Raw genomic sequence first — 16,246 nt, 5'->3', positions numbered from 1 at the left:
ACCGCGCGGGTTTCAGTCGTCGATGGGCTCGGTCCGGGCGGACGGCTCGGACTTGGAGCCGGACTCCGATCCGGAGCCGGGGTTGGATTCATCATCGGCGAGCAGCGGCAACGTGGAACCGTGCTGCCGAGCGATCGTCAGGATCTGGCCCAGCTCGACGCTCGTCAAGTCACGCATGCGGCCCGCTGGCAGGGTGCCGAGATTGATCGGACCGAACGAGCGTCGGACCAGCTCTTGAACGGGGTGCCCGACCGCGTCCAGCAGACGTCGGACGATCCGGTTGCGGCCGGAGTGCAGCGTGATCTCGACCATCGACGAACCCTGTGACGTCTCCATCAGGCGTGCGCGGTCGGCGACGATCGGACCGTCCTCCAGCTCCACGCCCTGTTGCAGTTCCTGGATCGTGGCCGGCATCACCGTGCCGGCCACCTTCGCGATGTAGGTCTTCGAGACTCCGAACGAAGGGTGTGCGAGCACATGGGCGAGTGCGCCGTCGTTCGTCAGCACGAGCAACCCGGATGTCTCGGCGTCGAGCCGCCCGACGTTGAAGAGGCGGGTGTCGTACCGATCCGCGAACTGCGACAGGTCGGGTCGTCCGCGTTCGTCGAGCATGCTGGACACGACGCCGGTCGGCTTGTTCAGGACGATGTACCGCTTCGACGAGTCCGCCTGCACGGCGACGCCGTCCACGGCGATCTCGTCCACGTCCGGGTCGACCCGGCGACCGAGTTCGTCGGCGACGACGCCGTTGACCGTGACGCGGCCTTCGGCGATCAGGTTCTCCGCGACCCGTCGGCTGGCGACACCGGCCGCGGAGATGACCTTCTGCAGGCGCTCACCGGTGTGGAGGTGTCCATCGCTGACGGCTGGTGCCGTTCCGGCGACGGCATCGTTCCACTCGGGGATGAACGGGCGCTCCGGGGTTCCTTCCACCGGAACGCCGTGCTCGTCGACCTCGCCCGGCGGGAGCGGCATGACGCGCGCCTCTTCGGCGGCCCGCTCGGCATGGCGTCGTTCAGCGGCCTGACGTGCGATCGGGTTGCGCGGGTTCGCGTTGCGAGGACTCGCGGTGCCGCCGACGTACCGGCGGCCGTTGTGCCAGACGCGGGACTCGGCATGGTCGTCCGCGTCCTCGCGACGGGTGTCGAAGCGGTCGCGACGGCCGCGGGAGGCCTCGCCCACATGAGAGCCGTCGTCGCGACGTGCGGCGGACCGGGGGCCACCTGCACGTCGGTCGCCATCCTGGTCTCGGTACCCGCGCGCCGCGGGACGTTCGTCTCGGCCTCGTGGGCTGTCAGCGGAACGTCTGTCCCGCTCGCGGTAGCCAGCCCCGGAGGATCGGTCATCTCCCTCGCGGGTGCCGCCGTCGGTGCGACGGCCGTCCTGCGCACGACGGTGATCCCCAGGAGAACGTTCCTCACGTCCACGATGTCCGCCACTGCTGGCCGGACGGTCGTCTCGGCCCCGATACGCGCCGGGCCCGGTCGGACGCTCGTCGCGCGCTCGATGTCCACCACCGCCGGGAGACCGATCGTCGCGTCCGCGGTCGTTGCCACCCGTGAAGCGGTCATCGCGCACGGAGCGGTCATCGCGCACAGAGCGGTCATCGCGCACAGAGCGGTCATCGCGCACGGAGCGGTCATCGCGCCAACGGTCACCACCACCCGTCGGCCGAGCTTGGCGCGCGCCGGGAGCGCCACCACCAGCCGGACGCTCATCCCGACCCCGATACCCGCCACCACCAGCCGGACGCTCATCCCGACCCCGATACCCGCCACCACCGGGGCGCTCTTCGTCGCGCCCTCGGTACCCACCGTCCGACGGACGGCTGTTCCGCTCCCCGCGAGCTGCGCCTCCAGTCCGGCCACGATCGCGATCGCGATCGCCGGAGCGGTTCAGCCCACCGAACCGCCCGTCACGACCGTTCCCGTTCCGGTCAGACTGTCCGCCACCGGAGGGGCGACCTCTCGAATCATCATGTGCGGCCATCGTCGAATCCTTCCGCGCCGTCCTCGAGGAGCGGCGAGATGAGCGGCAGCTCGCTGAGCGAGTTGATGCCGAGTTGCACGAGGAGCAAGTCCGTCGTCACGTAGTTGATCGCGCCGGTCTCACTGTCGGTGAACGACTCCGCGATGAGCCCCCGGGCGACGAGCGTCCGCACCACACCGTCCACGTTGACCGCACGGATGGCGGCGATCTGCGAGCGCGTGACGGGTTGCTTGTAGGCGACCACCGCCAGCGTCTCCAGCGCGGCCTGGGACAGCCGCGACGGGTTCTCCGTGAGCACGAACTGGTCGACGACCGCGTCGAGGTCGGCCCGGACGTAGAACCGCCAGCCACCACCCACCTCGCGGAGTTCGAATCCGCGCCGGATGCCACCGTCGACACCGTCGAAGTCGGCCACGAGGCGGTCGATGGCCCGTCGGACGACCGCGACAGGCGACCCGACCGCGGTGGCAAGTGCGACGAGCGACTGTGGCGCATCCGCGACCATGAGGATCGCTTCGAGCTGGCGTTCGACCGGGACGTGCTGGACGGGAGCGGTCCCGGCACCCGAACGGGATGCGTTCGGGACGCCGTCTGGGTCGGCGGAACCGCCAGCGGGAACCGCATCATCGGCCGAGTGGAGCGACTCCTCCGCGGGCAGCCCGGCGGACCGCGCCCCCGCGGACTGCGCCTCGACGAACCTCGCCTCGGAGAACCGCGCCTCCGAGATCTCGTCCGCTCCCCCGGGTTCGCTCCAGCCGTTGGCGTCGGCCGCGTGCGCGGTGTCATCCGTCATAGTCGGCTCCCAGATCGGCGAGGCTCTCGTCGGACCAGTGTTCGGCGGTCCACCGCAGCGTCAGGTCCCCGAGCGGCTCGAGCTGTTCGAAGCCGATGGACGCGTTCCGGTACAGCTCCAGGACCGCGAGGAACCGAGCCACAACGATACCCGTCTGGTCGACGCCGGCGATCAGCTCGCGGAACGAGACGTCCGGGGCGTCGGTTGCGGCGCGGGTGCGCAGGATCGACACGACGATCGCGGCTTGTTCGCGGATGCTGACGAGCGGCGCGTGCAGATGGTCGAGCCCGACGGTGGGGACCGTGCGGGGGGCGAGCGTCATCGCGGCGAGCGCGGCGAAGTCCTGCACGGACAACGTCCAGACGAGTTCCGGGGTCCGCGCGCGGAACCGCTCCTCGAGCCGCACGCTGCGGACGTGACGACGGACCTCGGTGTCCCACTGCGCAGCGAACCAGGACGCGGCCTGCTTGAACGCCCGGTACTGCAGCAGGCGTGCGAACAAGAGGTCGCGCGCCTCGAGGAGCGCGACGTCCTCGGCGTCGACGAGCTCCCCCTGCGGCAGCAGCCCCACGATCTTCAGGTCGAGGAGCGTCGCGGCGACGACGAGGAACTCACTCGCCTCGTCGAGTTCGTCCGACGACTCCGCAGCCCGGACATGGGCGATGAACTCGGTGGTGACAGCGCTCAGCGCCACCTCGGTGATGTCGAGTTCGCGCTTCGTGATGAGCGACAGGAGCAGATCGAACGGACCGTCGAAGTTCCGCAGCCGGACCCGGAAGCCGGACGCGACGGGCTCAGGCGACGGCGCCACGCGCGACGAGCTCCCGCGCCAGCGCGCGGTACGCCGCCGCAGCGGCATGCTCCGGCGCGGTCTGCGTGATCGGGCGAGCGGACACGGTGGCGTCCGGGAACTTGACAGTGCGTCCGATGACGGTGTCGAGCACACTGTCGCCGAATGCGTCGACGACGCGCTCCATGACCTCGCGGCTGTGCAGCGTCCTCGAGTCGTACATCGTCGCGAGGATGCCGTCGAGCGTCAGGGCGGGGTTGAGCCGGTCGCGGACCTTCTCGATGGTCTCGACGAGCAGCGCGACCCCGCGGAGCGCGAAGTACTCGCATTCGAGCGGGATGAGGACACCGTGCGCGGCGGTGAGCGCGTTGACGGTGAGGAGTCCGAGCGACGGCTGGCAGTCGATGAGGATGACGTCGTAGTCCGAGGAGACCTTGCGGAGCACGCTGGCGAGGATCTGTTCGCGGGCGACCTCGGTGACCAGGTGGACCTCGGCTGCGGACAGGTCGATGTTCGCCGGGATGACGTCGAGGTTCGGGACGCCGCTCGCCTGGATGACCTCGTGCGGGTCCTTGATGCTGCCGATGAGCAGGTCGTAGACGTTCGGCGCGTCGTGGGTGCGGATGCCGAGTCCGGCGGAGAGCGCACCCTGCGGGTCGAAGTCGACCGCGAGCACCCGGCGGCCGTACTCGGCGAGCGTCGCGCCCAGGTTGATCGTGGTCGTCGTCTTGCCGACCCCGCCCTTCTGGTTGCAGAGCGTGATGATGCGCGCGGGTCCGTGGCCGTCGAGCGGGGCGGGCACGGCGAAGTCCTGAACGGGTCGCCCGGTCGGACCGATCACAGGCTGGGTCGTCGGGTTCGTGCTCACACCGTCATGGTACCGGCGCCCGCGCATCCACCCGGCAGGCGCACGGGACCGCGCGGACGGGAGGCTCGGCACGCGCCCGCCCCGCCGGTCACCGCCCCGCGGTCTCCTGCCGCGCGGTCTCCTGCCGCGCGGTCTCCCGCCGGGCGCGTGGGTGCGACGTCTGGTAGACGTCCCGCAGCATGTCCGCGGTGACGAGCGTGTAGATCTGCGTCGTCGCGACCGACGCGTGCCCGAGGAGCTCCTGCACCACCCGGACGTCCGCACCGCCTTCGAGCAGGTGCGTCGCGAACGAGTGTCGGAACGTGTGCGGCGACACGTGCGCGCCGAGATGGGCCCGCTCGGCTGCTGCCTGGATCACGAGCCAGGCGCTCTGTCGGGAGAGCGGCGCGCCCCGGGCGCCGAGGAACAGCGCGGGTGTGGCGCTCCCCCGGGCGGCGAACACCGGTCGCGCACGCACGAGGTACGCGTCGATCGCGGCGAGCGCGTAGGACCCGAGCGGGACGATCCGCTGCTTGTTGCCCTTGCCGGTGACGCGGACCACGGTGACGTCGGGCTCGTCGTCGTCGGTGACGTCGTCGACGGTGAGCGCGCTGATGTCGTCGACCGCCAGTCCGACCGCCTCCGAGACGCGGGTGCCGGTCGCGTAGAGGAGTTCGAGCAGGGCGCGATCGCGGAGCTGGACCGGGTCGTCGCCGTCGACCGCCGCGAGGAGCGTCGACATCTGCTCGACGCTGATCGCCTTCGGGAGGCGCATCGGCGCCTTCGGTGGGGACACGGACGCACCTGGATCGGCCGGCAGGAGCCCCTCGGCGGTGGTGAACGCCGTGAACGACCGGACCGACGACAGCATCCGGGCGATGCTCCGCGGCGCGAGGGGTCCCTCTGGGCGGGTGGCGAGGTGTGCCACGAACCCGGACACGTCCCCGCGGGAGAGCCGCCCCACGTCGTCGAGCACCGGTCGGGCATCCGACGCGGACGCGATCCAGTCCGCGAACGTGCCGAGGTCGCGGCGGTACGCGGCGAGGGTGTGCTGCGACAGCCCACGCTCGATCGCGACGTGGCGGAGGAACGTCTCCGTCGCCTGCTCGAGCGTCGTCACCCGATCAGCGTACGGCTGACTGCCGGTACCGCTCGACGACGGTCTCCGGGACGATCGACCGCGGGACGACACTCGTGTGCTTCGTCGCGCGCACCCGGAAGAACGCGACCGCACCGACGACCCACGCCCGGTCGTAGTGCTCGTACGAGCGAGTGGCGGCCTCGGTGGAGGTGACGACGGTGAGCGTGTCCGCGCCGTAGGTCACCGCCACGGACGACCCGACGGGCAGTGTCGCGTCGACCATTCGTCGCAGCGCCGATCGGACCGCCATCCACACGCCGACGACGACGACCGCGGCGACGAACGACACGATCCAGAGGAGCCACGAGCCCTCCAGGAACGCGGCTCCGCAGACAGTGAGGACGACGACCACACCGATCCACGGCCATGGGGTCCGCCAGGCACGCACACCGGTCACGACGCGGACGACCTCGCCGGACCATCCGGGCTGGATCGTCGTGGTCAGGGTGTCGCCGGTCTCCGGCCGTTCGGTCTCCATGTGTCGGAGCGTACCGAGCCGCGCCCCGTCGGCCGAGCCCCGACGACCGGGGACAGAGGCTCAGCGTCGGTCCGCGGCCTCCGCGGCGAGCGCCGCCAGTGCGAGGATCGAGTTCGAGAGACGCCCCGCGAGCACGCCGTCGACGATCTCCGAACGCGGCACCCAACGCTTCACGATGTCGGCCTCCTCGTCGGTCCGGTCGAATGCGTCGACCGTGCTGAGTCCTCGCGCGCGGAACACGTGCAGCATCTCGTTGCTCCCACCGGGGGTGGTGTGGAACCGTACGAGCGGCGACCAGTCCGACGCCTCCAGGTCGGCCTCCTCGGCGAGCTCGCGCTTGGCGGCCTCGAGCGGCGCCTCCCCCGGGACGTCGAGCAGACCCGCGGGCAGCTCCCAGTCGCGCGTGCGGATCGGATGGCGGTACTGCTGGATGACGAGCACCCGGCCGTCGTCGTCCTCGGCGTAGATCGCGGTCGCACCGGTGTGGTCGACGTACTCGCGGACCATGTCGCGCCCGTTGTAGTCGACGGTGTCGCGGCGCACGTCCCAGACGGCGCCCTCGTACACGGTGGACGAGTCCTGCAGTGTCGGTCCGAACGGTTCGTCGGCGATGGGCGAGTCGGTCACCAGCCCATCAAACACCGGACGGGAGGCGCGGTGCCAGCTGGCTGCGCGCCTCCCGTCCGGGACGGGGCTCGGCGGTCAGGCCGACTGCTCCTGGACCTCGAACAGGCGGGAGGCCTCCTGGCGGTCGATCGCTGCGGCGACGAGCCCGGCGAACAGCGGGTGCGCGTGGTTCGGGCGCGACCGGAGCTCGGGGTGCGCCTGCGTGCCGATGTAGAACGGGTGGACCGCACGGTCGAGCTCGACGTACTCCACGAGCGTGCCGTCCGGTGAGGTGCCGGAGAACACCAGGCCCGCGTCGGCGATCTGCTGACGGTACTTGTTGTTCACCTCGTAGCGGTGGCGGTGCCGCTCGGACGCCTGGTCGGCACCGTAGAGGTCCCGGGCGAGCGTGCCCTCGCCGAGCGCCGCGGGGTACAGGCCGAGACGCATGGTGCCGCCGAGGTCACCCCCGGCGATGATGTCCACCTGCTCGGCCATCGTCGCGATCACCGGGAACGGGGTCTCCGGGTCGAACTCGGACGACGACGCGTCGGGCAGCGCGGCCTCGTTCCGGGCGTACTCGATGACCATGCACTGCAGCCCTAGGCACAGCCCGAGCGTCGGGATGCCCTGCTCACGGGCGAACCGGAGCGCGCCGAGCTTGCCCTCGATGCCACGGACGCCGAACCCACCGGGCACGCAGATGCCGTCCACGTCGCCGAGGTGCTTCGCCGCGCCCTCGGGGGTGTCGCAGTCGTCCGACACGACCCACTTCAGCAGGACCTTGGTGTTGTGTGCGAACCCGCCGGCACGGAGCGCCTCGGTCACGGACAGGTACGCGTCCGGCAGGTCGATGTACTTCCCGACCAGCCCGATCGTGACCTCACGCTTCGGCTCGTGCACCGCGGTGAGGACCTCGTTCCAGCTCGTCCAGTCGACGTCGCCCGCGATGTCGGTCAGGCCGAGCGCGTCCACGATGTAGGCGTCGAGACCCTGGTTGTTGAGCATCGTCGGGATGTCGTAGATCGAGGGGACGTCGACCGCGTTCACGACGGCCTGCTCGTCGACGTCGCACATCAGCGCGATCTTGCGCTTGTTCGACTCGGAGACGGGTCGGTCGGAACGGAGCACGAGGGCGTCCGGCTGGATGCCGATGGAGCGGAGCGCGGCGACGCTGTGCTGGGTCGGCTTCGTCTTCTGCTCGCCGGATGCGTTCATGAACGGCACGAGCGACACGTGCACGAAGAACACGTTCCCGCGACCAAGTTCGTGCCGCACCTGTCGGGCGGACTCGATGAACGGCTGCGACTCGATGTCGCCGACGGTCCCGCCGACCTCGGTGATGATGACGTCCGGCTGCGGGTCGTTCTCGGCCTGCTCGCGCATCCGCCGTTTGATCTCGTCGGTGATGTGCGGGATGACCTGCACGGTGTCGCCGAGGTACTCGCCGCGGCGCTCCTTGGCGATGACGGTCGAGTAGACCTGGCCCGTCGTGACGTTCGCCGACTGGGCGAGGTTGATGTCGAGGAACCGCTCGTAGTGGCCGATGTCCAGGTCGGTCTCGGCGCCGTCGTCGGTGACGAAGACCTCACCGTGCTGGAACGGGTTCATGGTGCCGGGGTCGACGTTCAGGTACGGGTCGAGCTTCTGCATCACGACCTTCACGCCACGCGCCGTGAGCAGGTTGCCGAGGCTGGCCGCCGTCAGTCCCTTGCCCAACGACGAAACGACCCCGCCGGTGACGAAGATGTGCTTCGTGACCTTGGGGGTCGTCGTGTGCGCCTGCGGGCTCTGTACCTGCGTGCTCTGTACCTGAGTGCTGTGTGCCCGGGTGCTGTCTGCCTGCCCGTGAAAAGTGTCCGCCACGGGCTTCCATCATATGGCACGACGGCCCGCTCGCCCAGACCGGTCGCGCACCGCGCGTGTTGCGTCAGACGGACGCCGCCGCCACGTCGAGCAGCTCACGAGCGTGCTCGATGCCGCTGGAGCTGTCCCCGAGTCCGGACAGGAGCCGTGCCATCTCCTGCAGCCGGTCGTCGCCCTCGAGCCGTTGCACGCTCGACGACGTCACCGCGCCGTCGGCGTCCTTGACGACCCGCAGGTGGTTCGTCGCGAACGCCGCGACCTGCGCGAGGTGCGTGACGACGATGACCTGCGTGGTCTGCGCGAGCCGGGCGAGGCGACGGCCGATCTCGATCGCCGCGGCTCCGCCCACGCCGGCGTCGACCTCGTCGAACACGAACGTCGGGACCGTCGTCGTGCCGGCCATCACCACCTCGATCGCGAGCATCACCCGGGAGAGCTCGCCGCCGGACGCACCCTTGCTGATCGGTCGGGGATCGGATCCGGCGTGCGGCTGCAGCAGGATCGCGACCTGGTCACGACCGGAGGGGCGGTGTCCGCCGGCGTCGGATACCTCGACCACCAGTCGTGCGCCGGTCATCGCGAGGCTCGAGAGCTCGTCGGTCACCCGTTCGCCGAGCAACGCGGCCGCATCGGTGCGCGCCGCGGTCAGGACCGCACCGGCCGACTCGAGCGCGTCGAGGTCGTCCGCGACCGAGCGCTCCAGCACGAGGACACGGTCGTCGTCGCCGTCGAGTTCGAGCAGCCGGTCGGACGCGCGTCGGCCGTACTCGACGACCCGGGCGACGCCGTCGAGGGCATCGTCGGCATCGTGGTCGCCGCCGACGGACCCGTCGAGGGCCCCGCCGTACTTGCGCGTGAGGCCCGCGAGCACGGCCCGGCGTTCGTTGACGAGCTCCAGGTCCTGCCCGACGTCGGCGTCGAGCGATCCGACGTAGCTCGACAGCGACGCCGAGGCCTCGCCGACCTGGAAGCCGATCTCGGTGAGCTGCGCGAGGATCGGTTCGAGCGCAGTGTCCACCCCGGCGACGCGCTCGACGGCGCGTCGTGCCGCCTCGACGAGCCCGAGGACGTCCGGGGAGCCGTCGAGCGACTCGCTCGAGAGCGCCTCGTGGGCCAGGCCCGCGGCGAGCCGCAGCTCTTCGAGGTTCCCGAGACGCTCGGCACGTTCGGCGAGCTCGACGTCCTCGCCGGGTTGCGGGTCGGCAGCTTCGATCTCGGCCGACGCGGCGCGGAGGAGGTCGGCCTCGCGCACACGCTCGTCGCGGTCGCGGGTGATCGTCTCGAGCTCGGCGGTGTGCTGCTGCCACGTCTCGAACACGGCGGTGTACGCGGCGAGCGCGTCCCGGACCGGTGCCCCGCCGAACGCGTCGAGCGCTGCACGCTGCGCCGTCGCGGACGTCAGACGGATCTGGTCGGACTGCCCGTGCACGGTGACGAGCTGGTCGGCGAGTTCGCCGAGCACGGCCACCGGGGCACCCCGTCCGCCGACGGTGGCTCGGCTGCGCCCCTCGGCCGAGACGGTCCGGGTCAGGATGAGCTCCCCGTCCTCCACCGCACCGCCGGCGTCCTCGACGCGTTCGGTGACGTCGGAGTCGTCGGCGATGCGCCACCGGCCCTCGACACTCGCGGCGGGACTGCCCCGTCGGACGCTCGATGCATCGGCTCTGGCGCCGAGCAGGAGGCCGAGCGCGGTCACGATCATGGTCTTGCCGGCACCGGTCTCCCCGGTCACGACGGTGAACCCGGGTCCGAGCTCGAGCGTGGCCTCGCCGATCACACCGAGGTCGCGGATGCCGATCTCGTCGATCACGCGTCGTCCTCGTCGTGCTGCGGGCCGCGCCACCCGGTGACCGGCAGGCGGAACTTCGCGACGAGACGGTCGGTGAACGGCGCGTCCTTGAGCCGCGCGACCCGGACCGGCTTCGGCGACCGACGGACCTCGACACGCGCGCCGGGTGGGAGGTCGTGGGTCCGTCGGCCGTCACACCAGAGGACGCCGACCCCGGAGGTGCGCCGCAGGACCTCGACCGCGAGCACGCAGTCCGGACCGACGACGATCGGCCGGGAGAACAGGGCGTGGGCGCTCAGAGGGACGAGAACCAGCGCGTCGACGTCCGGCCAGACGATCGGGCCGCCGCCGGAGAAGTTGTAGGCGGTCGAGCCGGTGGGCGTGGAGACGACGACCCCGTCGCACCCGTACGACGACAGCGGGCGTCCGTCGACCTCGGTGACGACCTCGAGCATGCGCTCCCGGGCCGCCTTCTCGATCGTCGCCTCGTTGAGGGCCCACGACGAGTAGACGATCTCGTTGCCGACGACGACGTCGACCTGCAGGGTGACCCGCTCCTCCACGTGGTAGGCGCCACGGAGCGCGCGTTCGACCGTGTCCGCGAGACCGTCGCGCTCGCTCTCGGCCAGGAACCCGACGTGGCCGAGGTTCACCCCGACCAGCGGGACGTTGACGTCGCGCACGAGTTCCGCGGCGCGGAGGATCGTGCCGTCCCCGCCGAGGACGATGACGATCTCGAGCTCGTCGAGCTGGACGTCGACGCCGAGGATGTCTACGCGTCCGACCCCGGCCTCGGCACGGCGGATGTCGGCGTACTCGTCGAAGGGCATCACCGGCGTGAGGCCGGCGACGCGCAGGATGTCGCAGACCTCGAGCGCGGCGTCGATCGAGTCGCGCCGACCCGTGTGCGACACGAGCAGGATGTGTCGGTCCTCGCCCATCACGTCCCTTCCGTCATCCTCGTCACCCGGTCGATCCATTCTGTCGGATTCGGTCCGGGACGCCCTGTCGACGCACCCTCGTGTTCGCCGTGGGCGTGTCCGTCGACCGGCTGCAGGTGCACCAGGAACTCGCGGTTGCCGTGCGTCCCGACGATCGGGGACGGGACCACGCCGACCGTGCCGAGGCCGCGGTCCCACGCCGTCCAGAGCACGTTCATCACGGCGTCGTTCCGCAGGTCGGCGTCGTGCACGATGCCCTCGCGGACGCCGGTCCGACCGACCTCGAACTGCGGCTTCACGAGCAGCACGAGATCCCGTGCCCGGAACGGGTCGACCACCGCGTCGACGAGTGCGGGCAGGACGAGTCGCAGGCTGATGAACGACAGGTCGCCGACGACCATGTCGATGCGCGCCGCGGCCGGGTCCATGGCGCGGACGTCGTCTGCCGTGATGCTCCGCGCGTTCGTGCCCTCGACGGAGACCACCCGTGGGTCCATCGCGACACGGGGGTCGAGTTGCCCGTGACCGACGTCGAGCGCGATCACCCGCTCGGCGCCGCGGTCCAGGAGCACCTGGGTGAACCCGCCGGTCGAGGCGCCGACGTCGAGTGCGATCCGGCCCGCGGGGTCGACGCCGAACGCGTCGAGGGCGCCGACGAGCTTGTGGGCGGCACGCGACACCCAGTCGTCCTCGGGGTCGACGGCGAGCAGGGCGTCCCCGGCGACCGGGGCCGACGCCTTGATCGCGGTGACGCCGTCGACCGACACGCGGCCGGCCTGGATGAGCTTCACCGCGGCGGTCCGTGACTTCACGAGCCCGCGGGCGGCGAGGAGCGCGTCGAGGCGTGCCGGTGCGCCCTCAGGCACCCGCACCTCCGTCGCGCTCCAGGCGCGTCCGGAGTTCGTCGTGCAGGGCCGCGAACGCCGCGGCACGTTCCTCGAGGGGCTGCGCCTCGACGGACCGGACGCGGTCTCCGAGGTCGTCCGCCGAGTGGTCGGGCTGCTCGGCGTCCGGTGCTGTCATGGCGGTCAACCTACTCGCCGCCGTAGAGCGCCGGGTCGACGTCCAGGCCGTAGATCGCGAGTCCGGAGTCCCAGATCGCCGCAGCACCGGCCCGCAGCAGGTCGAGCGCGTCGTTGCCCCGTTCCTCGACGCGCACCACGTGGCGGTCCATCCGGACCCGCGCACGACCGACGGTCACCGTGCGGGAGCCGTCACGGGCCTCCCGTCGGTCGACCACCGGGTAGGGCTCGGCGAGCCCGCGGAGGTCGGCGAGCACGTACGTGGGTCGCGACCGCTGGTCCGCGGCCAGCACCTGCTTGGCCTGGTCGATGCCGGTGAGCACGAGCACGCTCGGGATCCCGGCGTCGTTCGCGCCCTTGATGTCGGTGTCGAGACGATCGCCGATGAACAGCCGGGACTCGCCGCCGAACCGCTCCACGGCGGTGTCGAAGATCGGGCGTTCCGGTTTGCCCGCGACCACCGGCATACGGCCGACGGCGTTGTGCACGGCTGCGACGAGCGTCCCGTTGCCCGGCGCGATCCCGCGCTCCACCGGGATCGACCAGTCCATGTTCGTGGCCACCCAGGGGATGTCCTTCGCGAGCGCGAAGGAGGCCTCCGCGAGCTGCTTCCACCCGAGGTCCGGCGAGAACCCCTGGATGACGGCCGCCGGGTCGTCGTCCGCCGAGTCGGTCACGACGAACCCGGCGCCGTCGACGATGCTCGTCAGCCCGAGGCCACCGATCACCAGGATCGTCGACCCCGCCGGCACGAGCCCGCGCAGCATGTGCACCCCGGCCTGCGAACTCGTCACGACGTCGTCCGGCCCGACCTGGAGGCCGAAGCCGGCCAGGTGGTCCGCGACGTCCTGGGGGCGGCGCGACGCATTGTTCGTGATGTACCCGATGCGCGCCGTGCCCGCGGCAGCCGTCAGCGCGTCGACCGCGTGCGGGATCGCGTGCGCACCGCGGTAGACGACCCCGTCGAGGTCGGTGAGCACCACGTCGACGCCGTCGAGGGGTGCGTGGGGCGTCTGGTCCGTCGCGGTCGCCACGTCAGTGGTCTGCGCCGGAGCCGTCGACGTCGGTCGGGTTCTCCTCGTCGATCTCGAACTCGCCGTCGTCGATGTCGTCGTCGTCGATGCCGCCGGCGACGTCCGGTCCCTCGTCGAGGCCGTCGTCCCCCGTGACGCCGTCCCCGGGTTCGACGAGGTCGTCGGACTCGACTCCCCCGACGACGGGCTCGCCGCCGTGTTCTCCGGGCTCGCCGTGTTCCCTGGACTCGCCGTGCTCTCCGGGTTCGCCGTGTTCCGTGGGCTCGCCGTGTTCTCCGGCCGTGTCGTGCGTTCCTTCGATCGTCTCCTCGACCACATCGATCGTCTCCCAAGCATCCTCGTCGGCGGCCTCGGCGAGCGCCTCGGCCGCACGGTCGACACGGGCCCACCACTCGTCGGCCTCGTCCTGACGGCCGAGCTCCTCGAGCGTCGCCGCGTATGCACTGTAGAGCCCGGGTGACCACGAGTACGCCGTCGTCGGGTCGAGCTGCGGGATCTCGAGCTCGGCGAGCGCGGCCGCGGGGTTCCCGAGGTCGAGTCGTGCGCCGGACATCGCGATGGCGAGCTCGACCTGCACCGGTGCGTCCAGCGCGGCCTTGTCCACCGATCGTCCGAGTTCGAGCGCGCGCTCCGGACGGCCGAGACCGCGCTCGCAGTCGACCATCATCGGCAGTTGGTCGTTGCGGCCCGAGATCCGACGGTAGGTGCGGAGCTCGCGCAGCGCGGTGGCGAAGTCCTCGAGCCGGTACGACGTGATCGCGAGGGTCTCCCGGACCACCGCCACACGACCGGCGCGCCGTCCGGCGCTCAGCGCGTGCTGGTGCGCCAGTTCCGGGTCGTCGTCGATGAGGAGCGACGCCGCCACGAGGTGCTTCGCCACCCAGTCGGAGTTGTCCTTGCTGAGGGTCTTGAGCTCGCTCCGCGCGACCTTGTCGAGGTCGCGGGCGTCGATCCCCTCGGGGATGTCCGGGTCTTCGTGCCGTGGACGGATCGAACGTGTTCCGAACGGGTCGCGGTCCTCCCAGTCGTCGCGGGAGGCCTCGCCGAACCGTGCACCGGCGGAGCGGGAGCCGTCGCCGAAGCGGCGGCGGTCCCCTCCGTCGCTGCCGCCACGGTCGTCGCGCGGGCCGCGCTGGGCGCGGTCGCCGAAAGTACGCCCGCGGTCGTCCGGCCGGGAGGCGCGGTCCGAGTACCGGGGCCGGTCCCCGTCTCGACGCTGGTCGCCACCGCGCGCGTCGTCGCCACCGCGGGGACGGTCGTCGCTGCGGGACCGGTCGTCGGACCGGAACCGGTCGTCGCTCCGGGGCCTCTCGTCACCCCGGAAGCCGCCCTGACGAGGTGCGCCGTCGCGAGGGCGGTCACCGCGGGGCACATCGGTCCGGCGCCCGTCGGCCCGGGGACGGTCGCTCCAGGGGCGGTCACCGCCCGGACGGTCACTCCGCGCGCGGTCCGGACGCTGTCCGTCGTTCCGGTCGCTGCGCCATCCCGGGCGGTCGTTGCGCGAGGTCGCGGCTCGGAAGTCCCGTCCGCCGCGGTCGCCCGATCGGTCACCGTCGCGGCCGGTGTCCGCCGAACGGCCGCGCGGGCCACTCCCGCGACGCTCGTCGTCCGAGCTGCGGTACCCACCCTCACGCCGCTCGAACTCACGGGGGCCGCGGGCGTACCCACCCTGGCCGGTGCCGGCGTCACGAGGCCTGCCGCCACCGCGAGAGTCGTCCCGCGGGGCGTTGCGGCTTCGGTCGGGACGGTCGTCGCCACGGTACGGGCGATCCCCCGAACCGCCGGACCGCCCGGCCCCGGACCGATCGTCGCGGTACGGGCGCCCCTGCTCCGGACGGTCGTCTCGGGGGCGATCACTCCGTGCGCGCCAGCCCTCGGACCGGTCCCCTGAAGGTCGGTCACGCTGCGGACGTTCACCGTACGATCGGTCGCCGTACGGTCGGTCGCCGCGAGGTCGGTCGCCGTACGGTCGGTCGCGCTGCGGACGCTCACCGTAGGAACGACCGCCGTCGGACCGGTCGCCGCCGGGACGGTCGCCGGCGGATCGATCACGCTGCGGACGATCGCCGTACGACCCGCCACGCTGCGGACGATCCCCGGAGGACCCACCACGTTGCTGAGGATCGCCGTACGACCCGCCACGCTGCGGACGATCCCCGTCTCGACGGTCGCCGGCACCCCGGCCCGGACCGCCCCGGTCGTCACGATCTCGTGCCGGTCGGCCCTGACCGTCGAACGTCCGGCCCCCTGACCGCGAGCTGTCGTCTCCGCGCCGCGCTCCCCGGTCGCCCCCGGAGCCGCCGCCACGGCGTCCCTGGTCGTCCGGCCGGTCTTGATCGGGGCTGTCCGCCACCATCGCTCCTCGAGGTTGCTGCGGGCATCCGCCCACGTGTCGTTCCGCTGTGTCGTTGTCGGTCCCAGTCCATCACGGTGTCGCGCTCACGTCGACCCCGACCGGCCCGGGCTTGCGCTCCGTCGGCAGTCCGTCGACGAAGCGCGGTTAAACACACATGGCCACCGGACCTCCGACGACATCGCAGGATGAATCCCTTGATGTCGACAGAGGGCCAGTGGCCATGTCTTCGATCCCAGCCGAAGCCGGATCGGACGTGAAGTCCGGCGGTGTCCTACTCTCCCACAAGGTCCCCCTTGCAGTACCATCGGCGCTGTGAGGCTTAGCTTCCGGGTTCGGAATGTGACCGGGCGTTTCCCTCGCGCTATGACCACCGGAACAGTGTGTGATGTTCCGATCGTCCACACCGTCCCGGGTCCCGCCGTGCTGGCCGGGGGTGGGTGGTGGTGTGGTGTTCAGTTGTGTATGTTTGGGTTCCGATCGTCTATCGGGAACCACAGAGTGGACGCGAGCCCCACCTTTGGGTCTCCCCGGGTGGGTGGTGTAATCAAGTCATCGGCGTATTAGTACCGGTCAGCTCCACGGGTCGTTGGTCCC

Annotated in this window: 15 protein-coding genes and 1 rRNA gene; 1 reads left to right on the top strand and 15 read right to left on the bottom strand. The window is 71.3% G+C overall.

Features of this window, described 5'->3' with window-relative positions:
- Positions 1-12: 12 nt before the first annotated feature.
- On the bottom strand, positions 13-975 hold the full coding sequence (locus tag ACO0E0_RS05875; RefSeq protein ID WP_422870471.1) for a pseudouridine synthase: 963 nt from the start codon (positions 973-975) through the stop codon (positions 13-15).
- Here ACO0E0_RS05875 and ACO0E0_RS05870 point away from each other — a divergent pair.
- On the top strand, positions 943-2,031 hold the full coding sequence (locus tag ACO0E0_RS05870; protein WP_422870470.1) for a hypothetical protein: 1,089 nt from the start codon (positions 943-945) through the stop codon (positions 2,029-2,031). The genes ACO0E0_RS05875 and ACO0E0_RS05870 overlap by 33 nt on opposite strands.
- Here the strand turns inward: ACO0E0_RS05870 and scpB are convergent.
- From scpB to rrf, 14 genes are all read right to left on the bottom strand, one after another.
- A complete protein-coding gene (gene scpB, locus ACO0E0_RS05865) occupies positions 1,976-2,647 on the bottom strand; it encodes an SMC-Scp complex subunit ScpB (protein ID WP_422870885.1) in 672 nt (223 codons plus the stop codon). The genes ACO0E0_RS05870 and scpB overlap by 56 nt on opposite strands.
- Positions 2,648-2,771: 124 nt before the next feature.
- Positions 2,772-3,593 (bottom strand): segregation and condensation protein A, encoded by an 822-nt coding sequence (locus ACO0E0_RS05860; protein ID WP_422870469.1) that lies wholly within the window; start codon positions 3,591-3,593, stop codon positions 2,772-2,774.
- Positions 3,577-4,467 carry a ParA family protein gene (locus ACO0E0_RS05855; RefSeq protein ID WP_422870884.1) on the bottom strand — a complete coding sequence of 297 codons (891 nt, stop codon included), beginning with the start codon at positions 4,465-4,467 and terminating at the stop codon, positions 3,577-3,579. The genes ACO0E0_RS05860 and ACO0E0_RS05855 overlap by 17 nt, the downstream gene beginning before the upstream one ends.
- A 61-nt stretch (positions 4,468-4,528) precedes the next feature.
- Positions 4,529-5,539 (bottom strand): site-specific tyrosine recombinase XerD, encoded by a 1,011-nt coding sequence (xerD, locus tag ACO0E0_RS05850; RefSeq protein ID WP_422870468.1) that lies wholly within the window; start codon positions 5,537-5,539, stop codon positions 4,529-4,531.
- A gap of 4 nt (positions 5,540-5,543) precedes the next feature.
- Positions 5,544-6,038 (bottom strand): hypothetical protein, encoded by a 495-nt coding sequence (locus tag ACO0E0_RS05845; RefSeq protein WP_422870467.1) that lies wholly within the window; start codon positions 6,036-6,038, stop codon positions 5,544-5,546.
- 60 nt (positions 6,039-6,098) lie between these two features.
- Positions 6,099-6,665, bottom strand: coding sequence for an NUDIX domain-containing protein (locus ACO0E0_RS05840; RefSeq protein ID WP_422870466.1), 567 nt, complete (start codon positions 6,663-6,665; stop codon positions 6,099-6,101).
- Positions 6,666-6,740: 75 nt separating this feature from the next.
- Positions 6,741-8,393: a CTP synthase gene (locus ACO0E0_RS05835; protein ID WP_422870883.1), complete on the bottom strand. Its 1,653-nt coding sequence runs from the start codon at positions 8,391-8,393 to the stop codon at positions 6,741-6,743.
- Between the two features lie 181 nt (positions 8,394-8,574).
- Positions 8,575-10,320, bottom strand: coding sequence for a DNA repair protein RecN (gene recN / locus ACO0E0_RS05830; protein WP_422870465.1), 1,746 nt, complete (start codon positions 10,318-10,320; stop codon positions 8,575-8,577).
- The gene (locus ACO0E0_RS05825; protein ID WP_422870464.1) at positions 10,317-11,240 is read right to left on the bottom strand and encodes an NAD kinase; all 924 of its coding nucleotides are present in this window, start codon (positions 11,238-11,240) and stop codon (positions 10,317-10,319) included. Before ACO0E0_RS05825 ends, recN begins: the two co-directional genes overlap by 4 nt.
- Positions 11,240-12,106, bottom strand: a complete 867-nt coding sequence (locus ACO0E0_RS05820; RefSeq protein ID WP_422870463.1) for a TlyA family RNA methyltransferase — start codon at positions 12,104-12,106, stop codon at positions 11,240-11,242. Before ACO0E0_RS05820 ends, ACO0E0_RS05825 begins: the two co-directional genes overlap by 1 nt.
- A complete protein-coding gene (locus tag ACO0E0_RS05815; RefSeq protein WP_422870462.1) occupies positions 12,099-12,263 on the bottom strand; it encodes a hypothetical protein in 165 nt (54 codons plus the stop codon). The genes ACO0E0_RS05820 and ACO0E0_RS05815 overlap by 8 nt, the downstream gene beginning before the upstream one ends.
- 10 nt (positions 12,264-12,273) lie before the next feature.
- A complete protein-coding gene (locus ACO0E0_RS05810) occupies positions 12,274-13,296 on the bottom strand; it encodes an HAD-IIA family hydrolase (RefSeq protein ID WP_422870461.1) in 1,023 nt (340 codons plus the stop codon).
- A 1-nt stretch (position 13,297) separates the two neighbouring features.
- Positions 13,298-14,668, bottom strand: a complete 1,371-nt coding sequence (locus tag ACO0E0_RS05805; RefSeq protein WP_422870460.1) for a tetratricopeptide repeat protein — start codon at positions 14,666-14,668, stop codon at positions 13,298-13,300.
- Positions 14,669-15,910: 1,242 nt separating this feature from the next.
- A 5S ribosomal RNA gene (gene rrf / locus ACO0E0_RS05800) occupies positions 15,911-16,027 on the bottom strand.
- Positions 16,028-16,246: the final 219 nt, after the last annotated feature.

This window comes from Curtobacterium phyllosphaerae (genome assembly GCF_049341865.1).
Taxonomy (GTDB): Bacteria; Actinomycetota; Actinomycetes; order Actinomycetales; family Microbacteriaceae; genus Curtobacterium; species Curtobacterium phyllosphaerae.
This window is presented reverse-complemented; position numbering and strand designations above follow the sequence as displayed.